Annotated in this window: 15 protein-coding genes; 8 read left to right on the forward strand and 7 right to left on the reverse strand. The window is 72.2% G+C overall.

Annotated features, from left to right (window positions below):
- The coding region (locus tag ABEB28_RS11840; protein ID WP_345728087.1) for a helicase-related protein at nucleotides 1-1441 on the reverse strand (1441 nt) is incomplete at its 3' end.
- Complete coding sequence (locus ABEB28_RS11845) at nucleotides 1419-2066, reverse strand: DUF998 domain-containing protein (RefSeq protein WP_345728088.1); 648 nt, start codon at nucleotides 2064-2066, stop codon at nucleotides 1419-1421. The genes ABEB28_RS11845 and ABEB28_RS11840, both read right to left, overlap by 23 nt.
- A 153-nt stretch (nucleotides 2067-2219) precedes the next feature.
- Between ABEB28_RS11845 and ABEB28_RS11850 the strand changes: the two genes are divergently transcribed.
- Together ABEB28_RS11850 and ABEB28_RS11855 are read left to right on the forward strand one after the other, a co-directional pair.
- The gene (locus ABEB28_RS11850; RefSeq protein ID WP_345728089.1) at nucleotides 2220-3080 is read left to right on the forward strand and encodes an ATP-grasp domain-containing protein; all 861 of its coding nucleotides are present in this window, start codon (nucleotides 2220-2222) and stop codon (nucleotides 3078-3080) included.
- A gap of 10 nt (nucleotides 3081-3090) precedes the next feature.
- Nucleotides 3091-3660 carry a hypothetical protein gene (locus ABEB28_RS11855; protein WP_345728090.1) on the forward strand — a complete coding sequence of 190 codons (570 nt, stop codon included), beginning with the start codon at nucleotides 3091-3093 and terminating at the stop codon, nucleotides 3658-3660.
- Between the two features lie 82 nt (nucleotides 3661-3742).
- Here the strand turns inward: ABEB28_RS11855 and ABEB28_RS11860 are convergent, their stop codons facing one another.
- The 3 genes from ABEB28_RS11860 to ABEB28_RS11870 all read right to left on the reverse strand — a co-directional run bounded on the left by ABEB28_RS11860 (nucleotide 3743) and on the right by ABEB28_RS11870 (nucleotide 6691).
- The gene (locus ABEB28_RS11860; protein WP_345728091.1) at nucleotides 3743-4810 is read right to left on the reverse strand and encodes a TIGR03885 family FMN-dependent LLM class oxidoreductase; all 1068 of its coding nucleotides are present in this window, start codon (nucleotides 4808-4810) and stop codon (nucleotides 3743-3745) included.
- Nucleotides 4811-4816: 6 nt separating this feature from the next.
- Nucleotides 4817-5587, reverse strand: coding sequence for an SDR family oxidoreductase (locus tag ABEB28_RS11865; RefSeq protein ID WP_345728092.1), 771 nt, complete (start codon nucleotides 5585-5587; stop codon nucleotides 4817-4819).
- A gap of 99 nt (nucleotides 5588-5686) precedes the next feature.
- Entirely contained in the window at nucleotides 5687-6691 is a 1005-nt protein-coding gene (locus ABEB28_RS11870) for a glycoside hydrolase family 6 protein (protein ID WP_345728093.1), read from the reverse strand.
- Nucleotides 6692-6978: 287 nt separating this feature from the next.
- Here ABEB28_RS11870 and ABEB28_RS11875 point away from each other — a divergent pair, with 287 nt between their 5' ends.
- Nucleotides 6979-7398: a hypothetical protein gene (locus ABEB28_RS11875; protein ID WP_345728094.1), complete on the forward strand. Its 420-nt coding sequence runs from the start codon at nucleotides 6979-6981 to the stop codon at nucleotides 7396-7398.
- Here ABEB28_RS11875 and ABEB28_RS11880 read toward each other — a convergent pair.
- Nucleotides 7376-8026, reverse strand: a complete 651-nt coding sequence (locus ABEB28_RS11880) for a SecDF P1 head subdomain-containing protein (RefSeq protein WP_345728095.1) — start codon at nucleotides 8024-8026, stop codon at nucleotides 7376-7378. The genes ABEB28_RS11875 and ABEB28_RS11880 overlap by 23 nt on opposite strands.
- Before the next feature lie 128 nt (nucleotides 8027-8154).
- On the opposite strand from ABEB28_RS11880, the gene ABEB28_RS11885 reads away from it, so the two are divergent.
- A complete protein-coding gene (locus ABEB28_RS11885) occupies nucleotides 8155-11250 on the forward strand; it encodes an AfsR/SARP family transcriptional regulator (RefSeq protein ID WP_345728096.1) in 3096 nt (1031 codons plus the stop codon).
- Nucleotides 11251-11376: 126 nt separating this feature from the next.
- On the forward strand, nucleotides 11377-13458 hold the full coding sequence (locus tag ABEB28_RS11890; RefSeq protein ID WP_345728097.1) for an MMPL family transporter: 2082 nt from the start codon (nucleotides 11377-11379) through the stop codon (nucleotides 13456-13458).
- Between the two features lie 66 nt (nucleotides 13459-13524).
- Here the strand turns inward: ABEB28_RS11890 and ABEB28_RS11895 are convergent, their stop codons facing one another.
- Complete coding sequence (locus ABEB28_RS11895; RefSeq protein ID WP_345728098.1) at nucleotides 13525-15795, reverse strand: GmrSD restriction endonuclease domain-containing protein; 2271 nt, start codon at nucleotides 15793-15795, stop codon at nucleotides 13525-13527.
- Between the two features lie 85 nt (nucleotides 15796-15880).
- Here ABEB28_RS11895 and ABEB28_RS11900 point away from each other — a divergent pair, with 85 nt between their 5' ends.
- The 3 genes from ABEB28_RS11900 to ABEB28_RS11910 all read left to right on the forward strand — a co-directional run bounded on the left by ABEB28_RS11900 (nucleotide 15881) and on the right by ABEB28_RS11910 (nucleotide 21217).
- Nucleotides 15881-17932, forward strand: coding sequence for a UvrD-helicase domain-containing protein (locus tag ABEB28_RS11900; RefSeq protein ID WP_345728099.1), 2052 nt, complete (start codon nucleotides 15881-15883; stop codon nucleotides 17930-17932).
- A 151-nt stretch (nucleotides 17933-18083) separates the two neighbouring features.
- On the forward strand, nucleotides 18084-19445 hold the full coding sequence (locus ABEB28_RS11905) for a hypothetical protein (RefSeq protein WP_345728100.1): 1362 nt from the start codon (nucleotides 18084-18086) through the stop codon (nucleotides 19443-19445).
- A 38-nt stretch (nucleotides 19446-19483) separates the two neighbouring features.
- Nucleotides 19484-21217, forward strand: a complete 1734-nt coding sequence (locus ABEB28_RS11910; protein WP_345728101.1) for a wax ester/triacylglycerol synthase domain-containing protein — start codon at nucleotides 19484-19486, stop codon at nucleotides 21215-21217.
- The last annotated feature ends 24 nt before the right edge of the window (nucleotides 21218-21241 follow it).

A 21241-nucleotide genomic window follows, 5' to 3' on the forward strand; every position in this document is an offset into this window, starting at 1 on the left:
TGGCGCCCGGGTCGGCTCCGCCGCGGAGTCCGCGCCATGCCGCCACCAGGTCACCGCGTCCACCGGCGAGCGTGTCGTCCGCCAGCAACGCCACCACCTCGGCCGCCCGTTGCGCTCCGACCAGCCCTCCCCCGTCGAGCAGCGCGCGAGCCAGCCGCGGGTGCACCCCGGTCCGCGCGAGGGTCCGCCCGCGCGGCGTGACCCGGCCGTCGTCGTCGATCGCGCCGAGGGCCCGCAGCGTGGCCCGTGCGACGTCCATCGCGGCCACCGGCGGCGCGTCCGGGAGCGCGAGACCGGCGCCGGTCGGCGTCCCCCAGCAGGCGAGGTCGAGCGCGAACGCGGTCAGGTCCGCGGCGGCGATCTCCGGCTCCGGGAACCCGGGCAGGCGTGTGTGGTCGGTCTCCGACCAGCAGCGGTACACGGTTCCGGGCGCTTCCCGGCCCGCGCGGCCCGCCCGCTGCGTCGCGGTGGCCCGGGACACCGGAACGGTCACCAGCGCCCCCAGCCCACGCCCCTGGTCGAGCCGGGGCACCCGGGCCAGCCCCGCGTCGACGACCACCCGCACTCCGGGCACGGTGAGGCTGCTCTCGGCGACCGCGGTGGCCAGCACCACCCGGCGCTGCCCCTCGGCCGGGCGGAGGACGGCGTCCTGTTCCCGGGCGGGCAAGCGGCCGTGCAGTTGCACCACCCGGGCGTCCACGCCGGCCAATCGGCGAGCCACCGCGGTGATCTCGAAGACGCCCGGAAGGAACACCAGTACGTCCCCCGACGTCTCCGCGAGTGCGCGCCGCACCACCACGGCGACCTGGTCGAGCAGGCGCGGATCGACACGGCCGCCGTGCGGGGGCGTCACCGGTGTCGGCGGCGGACACCACACCGTCCGCACCGGGTGCGGCGAACCGGAGACCTCCAGCACCGGCGCCCCACCCAGCACCGCCGCCAACTGCTCCGACGCCGCGGTGGCCGACGTCGCGAGGAGGGCGAGGTCTTCCCGGAGCGCGGCCCGCGAGTCGAGCGCGAACGCCAGCGCCAGGTCGGAGTCGAGGTGCCGCTCGTGGCACTCGTCCAGGATCACCGCGCCGACGCCGGGCAGCTCAGCGTCCCGCTGCAACCGGCGCACCAGGACACCGGTGGTGACCACCTCCACCCGGGTTCCCGCGCCCACCCGCCGCTCCCCGCGGACCGTGTATCCGACCGTCCCGCCGACCCGCTCGCCGAGCAGCGACGCCATCCGGGACGCTGCCGCCCTCGCCGCCACCCGCCGGGGCTCGGCGACGACGATCCGACCCTCGATCCTCGCCGCGAGCGCGAGCGGCACCAGCGTCGTCTTGCCGCTGCCCGGCGGTGCCACGAGCACAGCCGCACCACCATCCACCAACGCGTCCACGATCCGCGGCAGCGCCGGACGCACCGGAAGGTCAGGCAACTCCGGCAGCGTCAGCACGCTCCGACGGTATCCGGCGCCGCGCGGCACGCACGATCAGCGCACCCTCGACCAGGAACCAGACGAACAGCGGGAACACCGCCAGCCGTTCCATCCCGGCGACACCGAGACCCAGCCCGTGCTTGCTCAGGTGGAGACCGGTCGCGACCAGCCCGACGACGCCGAACAGCACCGGGAGCCATCGCGGCCCCCTCGTCACCGACCACGCCGCGATCATCCCGACGTTGCCCAGCAGGAACACCAGCGCAGCGCCGAGCACGTGCAGGTTCTCGTCGACGTCGGCCGGCGCGATGCCGACCAGGCAGCACCCGATCGCGGCAGCGAGCAGCAGGTACCTGGCCACCCTTCCGCGCCCGCCCCCGCGCAGTCCGAACACCGCCCCGATCCCGATCAGGACGCCGTTGGCGACGAAGACCGCGTTCATCACCGCGTGCCACGGCGAGCACACGTATCGCGCCGGATCACCCCAGGTGCGGCAGGACACCATGCCCAAGTCGCTGATGTTGTTGTCCGCCCAGCTGAACGACGTGGTCCAGGCGGACTGCACCACGAGCTGCCCGGCGAAGAACGCCGTGCCGGCCGCGGCGAGGGCCAGGCCGCCGAGGAGTCGAGAACGGTTCACCGGTGAAGCTCCCTTCGGTACGAGCACTAGGGGAATCCCACCAGCGGCCCGCCGGAAATTCACGGGCCCCAGCTCCCCGGTCGGGGTAGGCCTGACCCTACGTTCAGCACGAGCGGCTCTCCGACGAGCCGGGCGGATGGTAGGAGGCCATGAGTGAGCAGGCGAATCGTGTTGGTGACGGCCACCGAGCTACCCGGGCCGGACGTGGAGCTACCGGTACTGCGGGCCGCCGCCGACCGAGCCGGGCTGGTCGCCGAGATCGCCGCCTGGGACGACCCGACCGTGGCCTGGGACCGCTACGACGCCGCGCTGATCCGGTCGACGTGGAACTACTTCGACAAGGTCGAGCAGTTCCAGGACTGGGCGGACGCCGTCAGCGGCGTGACCCGCCTGGTCAACAGCGCGGCCACCATCCGCTGGAACTCGGTCAAGACCTACCTCGGAGACCTGCTGGCCGCAGGCGTCCCCACCGTGCCGACCACGTACCTGCCGCCCGGCGAGCCGATTCCGCTCCCCCGCTACGACGACTTCGTGGTCAAGCCGACGGTCGGGGGCGGAGCGCGCGGAGCACGGCGGTTCCGGTCGGCGGACGCCCAGGAGGCGCCGGAACACGTCGCCGCGCTGCACGCGCAGGGGTTCACCGCGATGGTGCAGCCGTACCAGAAGCGGGTCGACACCGACGGCGAGCGCGCGATCGTCTACTTCGGCGGCGAGTTCAGCCACGCGATCGTCAAAGGTCCGGTGCTCTCCGCGACCACCGGCGTCCGGGACGCGGAACCCCACCCGAATCCGCGTCCATACGAACCCAGTGACGCCGAGCACGCGGTGGCACGCGCGGCGCTCGCGGCAGCTCCGGAGGCCCCGCTCTACGGCCGGCTGGACCTGGTACTGGACGACGCCGGGGCGCCGATCGTGATGGAGGCCGAGCTGATCGAGCCGCACCTGTTCCTGGGCTTCGCCCCGGGAGCGGACGACGCGCTGATGTCAGCTTTAAAGCACTTGCCGGGCTGGTGACGATTGGACCGTGAAGGTGATGTTCCGGCGGCTGCCCGACCACGAGTGGGGTCACGTTCTGATCGAGCGTGACGACCACGTGGTGTACCGGATGCATGCCGGGCCGATCACCGCCGAGATCCCGCACGACCTGGTGCACTTCACGGTCGAGGACACGCTGGGTATCGCGGACGGGATCTGGGGCGCGATAGCCGGCGGTGTGGTGTTCCGCAGCATGACCCACGTCTCGGGACGTCGTCCGCCGCACGCGGCCGAGCGGTCGATCGAGCTGATCCGGGCGCACCGGGACCGGCTGCAGCGCGCCGAGCTGATCGGCGGGTTCGTCGAGTCGGCGGCGCACCAGGAGGACGCCGACCGCAGCTCGCTCTACCGGCTGTCGTTCTCCACGCTCGCCGATCCGCCGGACGTGCCCGCGGTCGAGCGCGCGGTGACCGCCCTCCAGCGCGCGGAGGAGCGCTGGCGCGCGCTCCCGATCGGCGCCGACCTGACGCTCACCTGGCCCGGGAATCGTCGCCTCCCCGCGGTGCCCTTGAACAAGCGACTGTCCCGCGGCAAGGCTCGCGCCCGCCGCGGGCACTGAGGCCCGAAGGTCGGGGCAGGACAGCAAAGAGTGGTGTGGGCGCCTGCCCACACCACTCCGAGCTGTCACTGCGTCTTCGACGTCACCGCGTCGGCGGGCCGGTGGGCTGCGGGCCCTCGCCGGCCGGGAGGCCGCCCGGCGCCGTCGCGTCTTCCCGCTTCTCGTGCAGCGAACGAGCCTCCGGCGCCTTCGTCACGTCGAGCTGGGGCAGCACCTTGTCGGCGAACGCGTCCAGGAACGGGTCGAGGTCCTGTCCGACGTGGTGGAGGTAGATCCCGTCCACGCCCAACGCTGCATACTCGGCCAACCATGCGGTGTGCTGCCCGAGGTCGGCGCTGACGTTCACGACCTTCCGCACCTGGTCGATGCCGACCTGCTCGGACACCACGTCGAAGTGATCGGTCATCTCCAGGTCCCAGCAGACCGGGGGCGGGAACACGTTGCTCCGCCACTGCTCCAGCGCGATCGCCTCGGCTTCCTCCTCGGTCTGCGCCCAGCTGAGGTGGATCTGGAGGTTGATCGGCCCCTTCCCACCGGCGCCGCGGTAGGCGTCGATCATCTTCCGGAGCTGTTCGACCGGGGCGCCGACCGTGATCAGCCCGTCCGCCCACTCCGCGCACCAGCGCGCGGTCTCGACGCTCACCGCCGCACCGACCAGCGCCGGCTCCACCTCCGGACGGGTCCACAGCCGGGCCCGGTCGACGGTGACCAGACCGCTGTGGCTGACCTCCTCACCGGCGAACAGCGCCCGGATGATCTCGACGCACTCGCGCAGCCGGGCGTTCCGGACGTCCTTGCGCGGCCACGGCTCGCCGGTGATGTGCTCGTTGCTCGCCTCGCCGGAGCCGAGCGCCGCCCAGAACCTTCCCGGGAACATCGCCCCGAGCGTGCTGATGGCCTGCGCGATGATCGCCGGGTGGTAGCGCTGCCCCGGTGCGTTCACCACGCCGAACGGCAGGTCGGTTGCTTGCAGCGCGGCGCCGAGCCACGACCACGCGAACGCGGAGTGGCCCTGTCGGGCGCTCCACGGTGAGAAGTGGTCGGACGACATCGCTGCGGTGAACCCGAGCCGTTCCGCTTTGGCCACGGCTGCCAGCAGGTCGGACGGGTGGAGCTGCTCGTGGGACGCGTGCACGCCGTAGACAGTCATGTCCCGTCAGGTACCCCGGCGGAGCCACTCGTCGAACGTCAACACTCCGGCGACGCCGTCGGTGCCGCCCAACTGACCGGAGCGCATCATCCGGCCGATCGAGCCGGGCAGCCGCAGCGGGACGACGATTCCCCGCTGGCCGCGCGCCTTCAGCGTTCGGCGCGCCATGTCGACGACGTTCTCGACCCGCGGTCCGTGCAGGTCGGGCGCCCGACCCGACGGCCCGGCCTCCACCGCGTCCGCCAGCGCTTCGCCGACCTCGGAGACCGCGACCGGCCGGGTCACCATCGACGGGACCGCCACCAGCGGTCCGAGCTTGATGCGGTCGGCCAGCTGTCCGGCGAACTCGTGGAACTGCGTGGCGCGGAGGATCGTGTACGGCACCGACCCGCCGGCGACCGCCCCCTCCTGTGCGACCTTGGCGCGGTAGTAGCCGAAGGTCGAGCCGTCGATCGCGACGATCGACAGCAGCACGTGGTGTCGAACGCCCGCGGCTTCCTCGGCCGCCAGCAGACGCTCGGTGGCGCCGACGAACGCCTTCCGCGCGACCTCGTACGACTGGCTCGTGACGTTGTACGTGTCCACCACCGCGTCGACGCCGGTCATCGCCTCCTTCAGGCCGGCGCCGGTGCTCAGGTCACCGCGGTAGCCGGTCGCGCCGGGCACGTCGGTCGTACCCGAGCGGCTCAGCGCCCGTACGTGGTGGCCGCGTGCGGCCAGTGCCACTGCGGCGGCCCGTCCAGCTGCTCCGGTACCGCCCACCACCAGGACGTCCATCGTCGTTCCTCCTCCGTCGGGGTGTTACCCCTGCTGGACGGGGCGACGCCCGTGAACGTGACGGGCCGTCGCGGTGACGCCGGACACAGCGTCGCGCCGTCAGACGCCTTCGGCGAGGGACGCGGCGAGGTCGGGTTCGAACACACCAGCAGCGGCGGCACACCCGTCCGCCTCGCCCGGACGCTTCACCCAGAGGTACGCGGCGACCTGGTCGTCGCCGGTCTCCAGCGTCGGGTACTCCCCGAGCTTGCGCCCGTCCGGGTCGCACCACTCGTCACCCTCGGCCGCGCCCGCGCCGTTGCGCGACGTGTCGATGACGATCTTCTTCCCGTCGACGCCGAGCTCGTCCAGGATCGCCTTGCCGTACCCGATCTCGTCGTCGGTGGGCCGGAAGTTCGACACGTTCAGGGCGATCCCCGAGCCGTACTCCTCCGCACCGGCCGCCGCCAGGCGCTTCGCCATCTCTTCCGGCTTCTTCCAACCGGAGTTACCGGCGTCGTAGTAGACCTGCGCCTGCGACGCCCGGTCGGTGATCGTCTTCGCCGCGTACTCGATCATCTCGTTGCGGGCGGCGCGCTTCGCGTCGTCGAGGCAGTCGTGCTGGGCCAGGGCGTCCGGTTCGAGCACGACGATCGAGGGGTCCGGGCCGAGCCCGGCGGCGAAGCCGTCGATCCACGCACGGTAGGCGTCGGCGTCCGGGGAGCCGCCCTTGCTCGCGCCACCGCAGTCGCGCTCCGGGATCGCGTACGCCACGAAGACCGGCACCTCGCCGGCTGCCTTCGCCGCGGCGGCGGTCTTCGCGACCTGCGATTGCGCCTTCGCCGGGTCGTCACCCCCGGTGACCCAGATCGCCTGCGGCACCCAGGCGATCTTCTCCTCGATCACCGCAGCCCTCGGGTCGCCCTGGTTCTCCTGTACCCAGGCGGCCGCCTGGCCGCCGTCGTCGTGGAGCGACCCCTCGAGCTTCGGCACGGTGATCGACCGGCGCTCGGCGTCGGACGAGTCGTCGCCGGACAGCCAGAATGCCGCGATCACGGCGCCGAGGCCGACGACGCAGACCCCGACGATCGCGACCACCACCAGGACGTTCCGGTGCCGCTGCATTCACTTCCTCCCGGCCGTCGCTCCGACGGTCCCCTGTGGACGCTCAGTACAAAATGTGCCTGGCACGACCCTTCCAGGCTACGAACCGAGAGCAAGCGGGCCGGTGATCGTGACATATCTGGTTAACTCCTACCCGCCGTGAACGTCCCGGGGCTCCGCCACGTAGTGCCCCTTACCGGCCGGTGGCGCGGTCGACCGGTAGCCGCTGCGCTGCCGGCCGGCCATTGCGAGACACTGCCTGACACCCTGACAACTTCCGTGCAACGTTCTGCAATGCGAGGAGTGGCGTGAACCCGGTCGCGAGCCCTACGTGTGAGGAGGGCGTCGTCGAGGCGCTCGGGTGGCACGGAACGCCGTTGGGCGGCGTCCGCGTGCCGGACGCCGAGCTGACCGTGGTGGCCTCGCTCGACGACGACGGGCAGCCGATGCCGACCGGGGTGCTGGTGCCGGTCGCCGGATCGTGGCGGCACGCGCTCTCGATCGCCCGGGCGTGCCTGGCGTTCGCTCCGGCCGCGCTGGTGCTCCCCGAGCCGCCGAGCGAGCTCTGTCTGCTGGAGTGCGGCTACGCGGACGTGGGCATCGTGGTCGACGGCGAGGTCGTGCTGCCCGCGCGGCCGCGGCGGCCGGTGCGCTCCACCCGGCGGGCGATGGACCGCACGCTGGAGCGCGAGCTCAACCGAGTGCTCAGTGGGTCGTCAGCTCGGTGAAGATCGCGTCGACGTCCTTCTTCGTGAAGGCGCCGACGATCTGCACTTTCCCGGCGGAGATCGTCTGGCTGACCTCCGGCGCGGCCAGTACCGTGCGGCCGAGCACCAGCGCGAGCCGCTTCCCGACGTGCTGGGACGTCAGCGCACGGAACGCCACCGTGTCCGCGCTCGAGAACCGCACCTCGACCAGCCACCGGCCGTCGCGGAGTGCGGTGTTCACGCGTTCGACCATCGTGACGGTCATGCCGCCCGAACCGAGCGTGAAGCACCCGTCGTCGGCGGTTCGCCCCGGAGTGCCGCTGCCCTTGCAGCCGCCCGGTGTGACGCTGCGGACCGGCACGATCCGTAACGGCTCCCCCAGCGCGCCGGTGTAACTCTGCGCGGCCGACTCCGCCGGAGCCGGATCGGACGAGCGCCAGAACGCCAGCCCCGCGACCAGGATCGTCACCATCGCGACGATCAGCAGCACCACCGAGCCCCCAACGAGGGACAGCACCGTCCGCCGGCCGCTGTCCGACTGCACCCCGATCCGGTGCTCGATCGACGCCACCGCATCGGACCCACCGGACAGCGTGGGCCGAGGCTCAGCCGTCACGGCCCGCGCCGCCGGTTCGGTCACGTGATCCACCCGAACACTCCGTTCCTCTTCGGCCCCATCCTGCACACACCCTGCTCGACGTGCTCCACCGACCACCCAAATAGCCGCCACTCGGCGGGCGCCGCTCCGCTGCGCGGAACCTGCGGGAGAATCGCGGTATGCGGTTCGGAATCCTGGGCCCGATCCAGGTCAGCACCGCCGACGGGGCATCGTTGTCCGTCGGCGGCGCCCGGCTGCGCGCCGTACTCGCACTGCTCCTGGCCGACGTCGGGCGCGTGGTCCCGGCACAGCGACTGATCGACGGCGTCTACGGCAGCGATCCGCCGGCCGGCGCGACGAACGCGCTGCAGTCCCAGGTCTCCCGGCTGCGGCAGATGCTCGGCGAGGCCGCACCGATCGAGTTCCACCCGGCCGGCTACCGGCTCGCGGTCGATCCCGACGACGTCGACGCCCATCGGTTCCGCTCGCTCGTCGCCGACGCCCGCGAAGCGCCCGACCCGCGGCGCGCGTTCGCCCTCCTCACCGAGGCACTCGACCTCTGGCGTGGTCCGGCGCTGGCCGACGCGGGTGACAGCGCGCCGATCCGCATGCTCGCCGCCGAACTGGAGGACGCGCGGCTGAACGCGGTGGAAACCCGGATCGCCGCCGCGCTCGACCTCGGTGACGTCTCCGAGGACACGCTCACCGAACTGCGGACGCTGGTGGCCACCCACCCGCTGCGCGAGACGCTCCGCGTCCACCTGATCCGGGCGCTGCACACGACCGGCCGGACCGCCGCCGCCCTGCTCGCGTTCGAGGAGGCCCGTCGGACGCTCGCCGACGAACTCGGCGCCGACCCTTCGGCCGAGCTGCGCGCAGCGCACCTGGCCGTTCTCCGCGAACCGGAGCACCGCTCGGTGTCCCCGGCCAAGCGGTTACCGGCGCAGCTCACCAGCTTTGTCGGTCGCGACGCCGAGCTCGACCGGCTGCGCGACCTGCTCGACACCCACCGGCTGGTCACGCTGACCGGGCCGGGCGGCGCCGGCAAGACCCGGCTGGCGATCGAGGCCGCCGCACGTTACCCGGGCGAGAGCTGCCTGGTGGAGTTCGCCGCGGTGCGGACGGGGGCCGAGATCGAACAGATCGTGCTCGACGCCCTCGGGCTGCGCGACGGCGGACTTCGGCCGACCGCCCAGGCCGGCAACCCGCAGGACCGCCTGGTCGCTGCCCTCGCCGACCGCCCGATGCTGCTCGTCCTCGACAACTGCGAACACGTCGTGGACGCCGCCGCTGCCCTCGCCGATCAGCTGCTGCGTCGCTGCCCGTCGCTGCGCGCGCTGGCCACCAGCCGCGAACCGCTCGGCATCACCGGCGAACGTCTGCTGCCGGTTCGCGCGCTCGCACTGCCCGCGGTCGGCGATCCGGTGGAGAAGGCCGGAGCCGCACCCGCTGTACAGCTCTTCGTCGATCGTGCGGCCGCGGCGAGCCCCGACTTCGTGCTGGACGCGACGACCGTGCCGGACGTGCTGCGAATCTGCCGGACGCTCGACGGCCAGCCGCTCGCGCTGGAGCTGGCCGCCGCCCGGCTCCGTGGCCTGCCGCTGGCCGAGGTCGCCTCCCGGCTGGACGACCGGTTCCGGCTGCTGTCCCGCGGCGAGCGCACCGGCCCCGCCCGGCACCGCACGCTGCGGGCCGCGATCGAGTGGAGCTGGGACCTGCTCGACGACAGCGAGCGGACGCTGGCCCGACGGCTGACCGTCTTTGCCGGTGGGGCGACGCTGGCGGCGATCGACCAGGTATGCGGCCTGGACGATGCGGAACTGCTGTCGGGGCTGGTGGACAAGTCGCTGGTCGAGCTGTCCGCGGGCCGCTACCGGATGCTCGACTCGGTGCGGATGTACGGCGAGGAGCAGCTGGCCGAGGCCGGCGAACTCAAGCAGGTCCGTCGCACACACGCCGAGTACTTCCTCGAACTGGCGCTGACCGGCGACGCTCAGCTCCGCACCGCTGACCAGCTGCGCTGGGCCGCGATCCTGGACCGCGAGCGGGACAACCTGCACGCCGCGGTGCGCTGGGCGAGCCAGGCGGACGCCGCCCTCGGGCTGCGGTTGACGGCGGCACTCGCGATGTACTCCTGGATCCGCGGCCGTCGCGGTGAGTTCACGGCGCTGGCCCGCGATCTGCTGGAGGCGGTCGGCGCGCGGCCACCCCACGGTCTGGACGAGGAGCACACGATATGTGTGCTCGCCGCGCGCCTCGGCGGATACGACGGGGCGTGGGCGCAGGGCGACATCGTCTGGCCGGCGAACCCCGCCGAGACGTACCGCCCGCCTCGCCTGCCGTTCCTCAACGTGCTCGCCGCATTGAGCACCGGGCCGCCGGCCGAGAGCGAGCACCTGCAGTTGGAGGCCTGGTACGCCGACCTGAACATCGATCCATGGACGAGCGCTCTGCAGAAGTTCGGGTTGGCGTACCTGCGGCATCTGTTCGACGGCGACGTCGCGGCGGCACGGGCGAACCTGGAGGAGTCGCTCGCGGGCTTCCGCGCGCTCGGCGAGCGGTGGGGTGAATCCATGGCGCTCGCCGAGCTCGCCGACATCGCGGACGGCCAGGGCGAGCACGAACGCTTCGTCGTGCTTAACGACGCGGCGATGCGGCTCGCCGCCGAGCTCGGATCCGACGAGGACCAGGCTGAACTGCTCTGCCGCCGGGCGACGAGCAGCCTCCGCGCCGGAGACGTGGCGGGTACCGAGGCGTCCTTCCGGGTCGCCGCCGAACTCGCCGCGCGGGCCGGTGCCTCCGACGTGCTGGCCCGCGTCCACGCCGGACGGGGTTACCTCGCGTGGCTGCGCGGCGACCTGGACGAGGCGGAGCGCGAGTACCGGCTCGGACTGGCCGAGGTGACCGGCAACTGGTACATCGCCGACGAGATGCGGGCGGTGCTGCTGATGGGATCCGGCTGGGTCGCGTACGCGCGCGGCGACGCCGCGGCCGCCCGCGAACACCACCACGCAGCGCTGCACAGCGGCATCCAATCGTTCTCACCGCTCACGGCCGACGTCGCGGAGGGCCTGGCCGGAGCGGCGGTGCTCGCGGGCGACACGCAGCGGGCCGCGACGCTGCTCGGACTGGTGCCGGCGCTGCGTAGCGGGCAGAGCGCGAGCTTCCCGCAGCTCCCGTTGCCGGACGTGACGTCCGCTCCCGAGTACCGGGCAACCGCCGCACTGGCCCGCACCGACGCGATCTCACTGCTCCACCGCCTGGCCGACGACTAATCGTTGTCTCGCTCGCCCGCGAGACAACGATTTCTCGTCGTCCCCGGGCACCCCGCGCACGGACGGGGTACGCGGCCGTGCGTACGACGTGCGTGATCCGTGCGCGCTCGGATCGACGCTGCGCGCATGACCACTCAACTGGACACGCCCCCAACCCCACTCCCGCCCGAGCCAGACCCTCCCGGCTGGCGCCGACTAGTCGCCCTGCCCGCCGGTCGGCGCGCCAAGTTCCTGGTTCTGCTCTGCTGGCTGGTACTGGCCGGAGTCGCCGCACCGCTCGCCGCCAGCTTGACCAGCGTCCAGGACAACGATTCGCTGACCTCGGCGCCGCACTCGTCGGAGGCATACCAGGCGCAGCAACGCATCGAAGAGGCGTTCCCCGGCGCGGACGCCCTGGTGGCGGTTGCGGTCTACGTCCGCGACGGCGGCCTGACCGACGCCGACCGGGCCGCCGTCGAGGCGGATCGCGCCGCGTTCGCGCAGTACGCGATCGACCGGACGGTGCCACCGGCCACGCCGAGCGAGGACGGGCAGGCGCTGCTGCTGTCGTTCCCGCTCGCCGGCGACAGCGACGCCCAGTCGGACGCGACCGAGAAGATCCGCGACGGGCTCGAGGCCGGCAACCCGGCAGGTCTGGACACCGCCCTCACCGGGTCGGCCGGCGCCGACGGGGACATCTTCGACGCGTTCGAGGGCATGGACCTCATGCTCGTCCTGGTCACCGCCGGGGTGGTGACCCTGCTCCTGCTGATCACCTACCGCAGTCCGATCCTCTGGTTGATCCCGCTGTTCTCGGTGGCGATCGCCAGCCAGGTCGCGAGCGCCGTCGTTTATCTGCTCGCGAAGAACGACGTGCTCTCGGTCGACCTGCAGGCGCAGAACATCCTCACGATCCTGGTGTTCGGCGCCGGTACCGACTACGCGCTCCTACTGATCTCCCGCTACCGGGAAGAGCTCCGCCGGCACGAAGACCGGCACCGGGCGATGGCCGTCGCACTGCAGCGGTCGTTCCCGGCGATCCTCGCGTCGGCGGCCACGGTGTCGCTGGCGCTGCTCTGCCTGCTCTTCGCCGACCTGAACGGCACCCGGTCGCTCGGGCCGGTCGCGGCGCTCGGCGTCGTCGCCGCGTTCGCCGCGATGACCACGCTGCTGCCCGCGCTGCTCGTGATCTGCGGACGGTGGCTGTTCTGGCCGTTCGTGCCGCGGGTGGGCGAGGTCGTGGAGCCCCGGGACTCGCGCGTTTGGAGTGCGGTGGCGCGGGTGGTTAAGCGTGCGCCGGGCCGCATCTGGGCCTCGACGGCGGCGCTGCTGGTCGCCGCTGCGTTCGGCGCGACCACGCTCGGGCTCGGCTTGCCCGCGGACGAGACGTTCACCTCCGAAGTGGGCTCGGTGACCGGTCAGCGGCTGGTCGAGCAGCACTACGCCGGCGGAACCTCTGCACCGGCGGACATCGTTGTCTCCGCCGACCAGGCCCCGGAGGCAGCTGCCGCCGCGGAGGGCGTCGAGGGCGTCAGCGCGGTGAGCGCTCCCCGGGTCTCGGAGGGCACCGCGTTGATCTCCGCGACGCTCGCCGACCCGCCGGACAGCGACGCTGCGCAACAGACCGTCGAGCGGCTGCGCGACGCGGTGGACGACACCGGGGCGCTGGTCGGCGGCCAAACTGCGTGGCAGCTCGACACCGAGCAGACGTCCGAGCGCGATAACCGGGTGCTGATGCCGCTCATCCTCGGCGTGGTGTTCCTGGTGCTGGTCTTGCTGCTGCGGGCCGTCGTCGCCCCGCTGCTGCTGATCGCCAGCGTCGTGCTGTCGTACGCGGCCGCACTCGGGGTCGCGGCGGGCATCCTGCACCTGATCGGGTACCCGCGTCTGGAGCACAGCATCGTGCTGTCGACGTTCCTGTTCCTGGTCGCGCTCGGCGTCGACTACTCGATCTTCCTGATGACGCGGGCCCGCGAGGAAGTTCGGCACCTCGGGCACCGGGAGGGCGTGCTCCGGGCGCTCACCGTCACCGGCGGCGTGGTCACCAGCGCCGGCGTCGTGCTGGCGGCCACGTTCGCCGCGCTCTGCGTGCTGCCGCTCGTTCCTTCTGTCCAGATCGGGATCATCGTGGCGGTCGGCGTCCTGCTCGACACGTTCGTCGTGCGGACGTTGCTCGTCCCGGCGCTCGCCATCCAGGTGGGGCCGAAGTTCTGGTGGCCGTCGCGCTGACGGCGACTCGTACGGCACATGGACGCTACGCCGCCCGGCGTAGCGTCCACATGCCGTCACATGCCCTTACTGCGGCGAGTAGTCGAACTGGGCGAGGCGGGCCCGGGCGATGTCCAGGTCGTCCGGCGTGAACAGGGATTCGAAGCGCGGGTCCAGCACCAGCGCCTCCACGGTCAGGTCCAGGCGCCCCTTGTGCCACAGCGCCGTGAAGCCCGTGCTCACGGTCGCGGACGCCAGGAGGCGCTTCGCGGTCTCCACGCCACCCTCCTCGGCCAGCATCGCGAGCAGGTAGGTCGCGGTGTATCCGGTCTCGTCCCGGGCCCGCTGGTAGATCGTCGCCATGGCTTGGTGGAACTCCTGCGCCGGGTCGGCGGCGGGTACCGGCGTCGACACGACCGCCGGCGACACCGGCGCGTCCTCGGGCGAACCGCCGGTCGCCTCGCGACTCCGGCGGAGCGCGTAGCCCCGGAGGGCCTCGACAGACGTGAACACCTCGTACCCGAGTTCGGCCATCCGCGGCAGATCGGCCTCGTCCGGGTCCAGTTCCAGGACGACCGGCGCGCCCTGGCCCGGCTGCAGACCGTCCGGCCAGACCGCCTCGGCCACCGACAATGCGCGGCCGGTCTCCGGATCCGGGATCTCGGAGTCCCGCTCCGGCGCGGCGAGCCCCAGCCCGACGAGTTCGTCGACCAGCGCTCCGACCTCCTCCGCCCGGATGTCGATCTCGTCGTCCCCGCCCGGCCGTACGACCACCCGCGGCAGGCGGGGCGCGTCGACCCTGGCACCGGTGCGCAGACCGTCCAGGATGTCGTTCGCCGAGTGGGCCAGCAGCTCGCGCCGCGCGGCCAGGAAGTCGCGGTACCGCTCCACCCGCCAGAGATCGGGGTCGGTGGGCAGGCTCTGGGAGGCGAGCAGCCCGGGGAACATCTCCTCGGCGCGGCCCAGGTACTCCTCCGGCCGCCGTCGCGCCACCTCGCTCGCGGTCTCCGGCGTGACCAGCACGAAGTTCGCGATCGCGTTGATCTCCGCGGGCCGGTAGCCGGCGCGGGACAGCACCGCCTTGCCGAACAGAGGCTGCACCCGCAGGTCCGCGGCGGCCGCCACCTCCTGGCCGGTGAGGAAGTCCCGTGCTCCGCGGACCCGGCTGACCAGGTAGACGAGCGGGTAGAAGCGCGCGCCCTTACCCGCGCCATCCAGGTCGCGCGGGTCGATCGTGAGGTCGTACCGACCCCGCCAGCGCTCGAGCCGGGCGATCAGTTCGTCGATGCCGTTCGGCTCGGCGACCGTCGCCAGGTCCTGGTTCAGGTAGGTCTCGGTGGAGCCCGCGAACCGGCCGGACAGCGCCGCGTGCACGTACCAGTGGAGCGCCTTGTCCCGCTCGACGGCGGAGGTGAACTCACCACCGTTCTCCGAGAGCAGCCGGGACAGCACCGCGAACGCCGGGCGGCCGGGCAGCACCCGGGCGTGGTCGAGTCCCAGCCGGGACGCGACCTCCTCCAGCACCAGGTCGATGTGGTCGGCCGCGCTGCTCAGAGCCTGCTCGAACTCGTCGGCCGACACGTCGTCCAGCGCGGAGAACGGTGCTCGGCCGGTCGCGACCGCGTTGACGGTGCGGAGCAGCCAGTCGAGGCTGAAGTCGTACCCCTCGTCGGCCCAGCGCTGCAGGTAGGCGCGCATCGTCGGCCGGGCACCGGACCACTCGGCGCAGATCTTGGCGAGCGCGAGGTCACCCTTGGAGAGCTTGGTGCCGCCCGAGTTGACCCGGTTGAAGATTTCGACGACAACGTCGGTCGTCTTGTCCGGACCGGTGATCTGCTCGGCGTGGAACTCCTTCTCCAGCAGGTTCTGCAGCTTCATCAAGCGGCCGACGTACGGCCAGTTCCGGGAGTCCGACGCGAGGCGCTCGATCTGCGACTCGGGGCCGCGGACGAACAGCTCGGTGACGTCGATCCAGAGCGGGTCGTCCTTCATCTTGACCGGCGCGTAGAACTCGAACGCCTCCTCGGCGACGTTGAACCGTAAACCGGTGAACGCCGCCGGGTCGCCCTCGAAGAACGTCGGCGGACGCCCCCGGGTCACACCGTAGAGCGAGGTGACCCGCTGCTGCCCGTCCAGAAGTAACTGCCGCACACCGGAAGCACCGACCCCGACTCCGCGTACTGCCTTGTCCGTGGTGTCGGTCTCCCAGACCAGCAGCGATCCGACCGGATATCCCAGGTAGAGCGACCGCATGAAGCCCCGTACCTGGTCGCGGTTCCACACGTAGCCGCGCTGGAACTCCGGCAGGAGCATCGATCCGGCATCGATCTGGTCGAGGATCGTGCTCAACTTCGCCATCGGTCTCCCCCGGGTGCGCGGCCAGCATCCCTGGTCTATCAGACTGGGCGGGACACGAGCGGAGCGACCGCAACGGAGGCAACTCGTGGCGCAACTGGCCGTACACGTCGAGTTCCTGGGCGAGTTCGGCCGGCTCGACCCGGCTGAGCGCGAGGACCTCCGGGCCGCACTGACCCGCTTGCCCGAGCTTCCGCTGGAGACGACGCCCGGCGCCAGGGACGACCGCCTCCGCACGGCGCGCCTCACCGACCGGCTGCGCGCGACGGTCGCCGCGCCGCACGGCGTCCGATTACTGCTCGGCGTGCGGCCGGACGCGGAGGCCGTCACCTGGGCGAAGCACCACGCGCTTTCGGTGAACACCGTCTCCGGCGTCCTGGAGATCACCTGTGTCGAGGAGCTCGAACGCCTGCTCCCCGACTACCGCAAGGCAGCCGAAGAGGCACCCGCACTGCTGTTCGACCGGATGTCCGACGCCCAGCTACACCGGCTCGGCATCAGCCCGGACGTCCTGGCGATCGCCCGGACGATCCGCACTTCCGACCAGCTCCGCATGCTCGAACACGTGCTGCCCGAGGCGCAGTACACGATCCTTCACCTGCTCGGCGACGGGCTGCTGCCCCCGAGCGGTACTGAGCAGACCTATCCGGACGACGTCGCCGCCGCGATCCGACGCTCGCAGGGCCGGATCGCGCTCGTCGACGGCCCAGCCGAGCTGCTGGAACTCCTCGCGATCGCGCCGTCCCGCCAGCGGGTCTTCCTGCATCCGGAGCAGGACGCGGTGGCCTACCGGCCCTCCTACGCCGGCCCGGCGATCGTCTTCGGTGGCCCCGGCACCGGGAAGACGGTGACCGCCCTGCACCGCGTCCGGCACCTGGTGACCCGTACCGACCTCCCGCCGTCGTCCGTGCTGCTCACCTCGTTCTCGGAGGGACTGGCCGCCGCGCTGGAGCGGGACCTCGCCCAGATCCTGGACGTGCGGCAGCGCCTGGCCGTCCGGGTGGTCAACGTGGACCAGCTCGCCTCGGAGTTGGTCAGCGAGCGTCGGGGCACGCTCCGCTACCTCACCGACGACGAGTACACCCGGCTCTGGGCGGACGCCTCCCGGCGAACCGGCGGACGGTACGGGCCGCACGTCCTCCGGCAGGAGTGGGAGGGCGTCGTCTTCGCGCAGCGCATCGCCGACCTCGACGGGTACCTGGCCGCCGATCGTCGCGGGCGCGGCCGACGGCTGGCCACGACGCAGAAGCAGCAGCTCTGGCCCGGTCTGGCCGAGGCGAGCCGGGTGCTGCTCGCCACCGGCGTGTGGACACCGCTGACCGTCGCCGACCACGCCGCGGTGTTGCTCGAGCAGCAACCAGAAAAGCCTTTCGCGCACGTGGTCGTCGACGAGGTGCAGGATCTGCACCCGGCTCAGTGGCGGCTGCTCCGGGCCGCCGTCGCGGCGGGTCCGGACGACCTGTTCCTCACCGGGGACGCGCACCAGCGCATCCACGGCTACCGGGTGCAGCTGAAGGCGCTCGGCATCGACGTCGGCGACCGGTCGCAGCGACTGACGATGAACTACCGCACGACCGCCGAGATCCTCGACTGGGCGCTGTGGGTGCTCGCCGAGTCCGACTCGGACGACCTGGACGGCGGGATCGACTCGATGCTCGGCTACCGCTCGGCCCGGCGCGGCGGGGAGCCCGAACTGGTGGGTTATCCCACGGCGGGGGCGGAGCACGCGGGATTGGTCGAGGCGCTCCGGGGCTGGCACGCCGAGGGCGTCGACTGGCGAGAGATCGGGGTCGCCGCCCGGACGCCGCAGGTCGCCCGTGCCGCCGTGGCGGTGCTCACCGACGCCGACGTGCCGGTGGACGACGACGGGGTCACGGTCGCGACCATGCACGGAATGAAGGGCCTGGAGTTCCGGCGGGTCGCGTTGATCGGCATCACCGACGGCGCGGTGCCGGATTCGTCCGCGCTCACCCCCGAGGACGACGATCCGCTCGGGTACGCGCTGGACCTCCAGCAAGAACGATCGCTGTTGTTCGTGGCCGCCACCCGGGCGCGTGAGGCGCTGCGCATTTCGTGGTGGGGATCGCCGAGTTCGCTACTCCCGCGAGGGAACCCTTTTCAACCTCCGGCCTGCTCGTGAGGTCAGCGACCTCAGCGACGGCCGGTCGAAAAGAGTTCCCTGATACTCCCTGGTATCACCAGCATCCGATTTCCCCGATAAAACGGTGATTATCAATCAATACCGGGGCGTCGTCGTCGCACCAGACGAATCGGTGGAAGGATCTTGGCGTATGAGCCAACGGACGCCCAAGCGCAGGCCGCCAGCGAGCCGCCCGCGCTCGTCCTCGCATTTGTCCCTGGCTACTCCCCCTCCGCCGGAAACCACCCACCCGGCGGACGCACTACCCGAGAACCTCGTCCGACTGCTGTTCCGGCAGGCCGCTGGCCTGGTCGACGAGGACGACCCGATCCAGGCGGAGCTTTGGTGCTCCGACGTGCTCGGCGCGGTGTGGGCGGCCACGGACGGCGATCCGGCGGCTGAGGAGACGTTCGCGGACGCGTGGATCGCCGCCGCCGAAGCCCTCGACGACCCCGACCGCCCGGCGGCGCTGACCGCACTGACCGCGCTGAGCAGGATCGCCGGCAGCGCGTCCGCACGGCGGGCCGCGACAGTTGCGGCGGACCGGATCGCGGCCACCGGAGTACCGCGTCCACGCTGGGCAGTACCTGCCGACGGGGCAGCCGACGACGTCTCCGCCGGAGAGTGCTGGCGCTACGGCGACGTGTTCGGCGACCAGGAGACCGTTCTCTGCGCGTTCCGCCGCGGGTCGAGCGAGCACGCGATGCTGGTCCTGATCGACCACACGCTGGGCGGCATCGCCAAGGACGTCTTCTTCACCGAGGCGGTCGCCAGCAGCCTCGCCGACCTGCAGTACGAGCTGGCCTCGACGCCGTTCGCGTTCCTGGAGCCGATCGAACCCGCAGCGGCCCGGCGCCGCCTGCAGCAGGCGTTCGCGATCACCGACGGGCTGGTCGAGCCCCGCGTCAACGAGGAGCTGGCACCGCACCGGGCGCTGGCCCTGGCCCGGATCCGGCAGCTGCCACCGAGCATCGGAAGCATCGTCCCGGAGCCTGCCGTGGAGCCGGAAGCCCTGGTCGAGGAGTTCCTCGCCGCTCCGGAAGCGGCCGACCTGCCCGACGCCGAGCTGGCCGCACGCTGGGCGGGGCTGCTGATCGACCGCGCGCTGGCCCACGCCGACACGCCGGCTCGGGTCGGCCCCGGCGTGCTCGACGAACTGCTGCTGGTCGACGTCCCCGAACACGCGGTGCTGGACGCGGCGGCGAAGAGCGCGATGCCCGGCGTCCTCGCGGCGTGGATCCGCTGGGCCGGGCGCCGGCAGAGCCTCTCCGAGCCAGCGGTGGCGTGGCTGGAGAACGCGTTGGACGAGATGCTGGACGAGTTCTCCGAGGCTTACCGGGACCCGGGAGCGGTCGCACACCGTAATACCTGCCCGGACGCCGTCGACCTCCGATCGCTCCGGCCGATGTGGCTCCCGATCGACCTGACCCGGTCGACACGAACACCGATATCGCCAAGTGTGTTGCGGGCCACATCCGGGGCAAGCAAAGTGGGACGCGCGCGACCGAAATAACCAGATCGGGGCGCCGCGACCAAACCGGGGAGGTGGCGGTGACCGGGCTCGAACTCCCACCCAGCGCGGTGGACGTCGACTACGGGGCACTCGGCTGGGGTTCCAGCCGGACGATGTCGGACTTCGAGGCCGGCATGTGGCGGCTGGAGACCGCCGAGCCGCGGTTACGGTCGACGATCGCCGCGATCGACGTCCTCGACACCACTCCCGACTGGGCTCGGCTGGTCGCCGCCCACGAGTGGGCGCTCGGGGTGATTCCGCGATTCCGCATGCGGGTGGTGGATCCGCCGTTTCAGCTCGGCAAGCCGGTGTGGTCGGTGGATCCGGAATTCGACCTCGACTACCACCTGCGCCGGGTCCGCCTCTCCGAGCCGGGCACGTTCGAGGCGGCGCTGGAGCTGTGCCGCACCGTGGTCGACCGGCCGTTCGACCGGGCCCGGCCGCCGTGGGAGGCGCTGCTGATCGAAGGGCTTTCCGACGGGAAGGCTGTTTACCTACTCAAAACCCACCACAGCATCACCGACGGCATGGGCGGCATGCAGCTGGTCACGCTGCTGCACAGCCGTCGGCGCGAGCCCACGCCGGGCAAGCCGTCCGCGCTGCCGCCGCCGCCCGAACGGCTGAGCGGCCTCGGCGCGCTGCGCGAGCAGCTGACCGACCGGGCCCGGACGCTCCCGGAGACCCTGGTCGACCAGGCCCGGTCCGGTTTCCAGCTGGCCGAGCGGGTGGTCCGCGACCCGGGGAGCGCGATCGAGTTCGCGCAGTCGATGCTGCGGCTGGCCGCGCCACCGGCCTGCCCGCCGTCGCCGATCATGCGCGAACGAGGTCTCGGCCGGAGGTTCGGCACGCTGGAGACGACCGTCGACGAGTTGCGGGCCGCCGCGAAGGCCGCGGGCGGCTCGCTCAACGACGCGTACCTGGCGGCGTTGCTCGGCGGCTTCCGCCGCTACCACGAGCGGATGGACGCGCCGATCGACCTGCTGCCGATCGGGATGCCGATCAGCCTGCGCGACTCCGCCGACCCGATGGGCGGGAACCGGTTCGGCGTCGCGCGGTTCGCCGCGCCGATCGGGATCCGGGACCCGGCCGACCGCATCCGGCGGATCCGTGAGCTGGTGCTGGACGCGCGCGCCGAGCCGGCGGCCGACATCCTGTCGCTCGCCGCCCCGGCGCTGTCCCGACTCCCGGTGGCGGCGGTGGCTCGCTGGTACCTCGGCCAGACCAGCCTGATCGACCTGCAGGCGAGCAACGTGGCGGGCATTCCGGTGCCGGTCTACATGGCCGGCGCGCGGATCGACCGGATGTTCCCGTTCGCCCCCGCGCCCGGCTGCGGCGTCATGGCGACGCTCGTGTCGCACACCGGCACGTGCTGCATCGGCGTCACGATCGACACGGCGGCGGTGACCGAGCCGGACCTGTTCCTCGAGTGCCTCTCCGAAGGACTCGCCGAGGTGCTCGCGCTCGCCGCCGGAGGTGCGGGAAAGCGGTCCACGGCCGCTGCGGGAAAGCCGAAGGCCCGTAAGCGCGCGGCCACCGACGGCGGGGGTACCGCGCGTCCCCGCAAGCGGGCCGCCGCAGCGAGCGGCGGCGCCACGAACGCGAGCGCCACCGCTCGTCCGCGGAAACGCGCGGCCTCGACCGCCGACGGTGCGGGAGCTGGGCGCTCGCGCAAACGGGCCGCCGCGCCGCCCGACGACACGGCGGCCGGCGGATCCCCAACCGGCGGCGCTGCGGGCGACGGCGGACCGGGCACCCGCCCGGAGAACACCTGAACCAGCGGACGGAAGGAGCGCATC

It is taken from the genome of Cryptosporangium minutisporangium, from assembly GCF_039536245.1.
GTDB lineage: Bacteria > Actinomycetota > Actinomycetes > Mycobacteriales > Cryptosporangiaceae > Cryptosporangium > Cryptosporangium minutisporangium.

Bases quoted from the DNA above. Each gene is read 5' to 3' on its own strand.
- ABEB28_RS11865 (WP_345728092.1), bottom strand. From the start codon at position 5,587: ATGGACGTCCTGGTGGTGGGCGGTACCGGAGCAGCTGGACGGGCCGCC.
- ABEB28_RS11860 (WP_345728091.1), bottom strand. From the start codon at position 4,810: ATGACTGTCTACGGCGTGCACGCGTCCCACGAGCAGCTCCACCCGTCC.
- ABEB28_RS11905 (WP_345728100.1), top strand. From the start codon at position 18,084: ATGAGCCAACGGACGCCCAAGCGCAGGCCGCCAGCGAGCCGCCCGCGC.
- ABEB28_RS11870 (WP_345728093.1), bottom strand. From the start codon at position 6,691: ATGCAGCGGCACCGGAACGTCCTGGTGGTGGTCGCGATCGTCGGGGTC.
- ABEB28_RS11885 (WP_345728096.1), top strand. From the start codon at position 8,155: ATGCGGTTCGGAATCCTGGGCCCGATCCAGGTCAGCACCGCCGACGGG.
- ABEB28_RS11890 (WP_345728097.1), top strand. From the start codon at position 11,377: ATGACCACTCAACTGGACACGCCCCCAACCCCACTCCCGCCCGAGCCA.
- ABEB28_RS11895 (WP_345728098.1), bottom strand. From the start codon at position 15,795: ATGGCGAAGTTGAGCACGATCCTCGACCAGATCGATGCCGGATCGATG.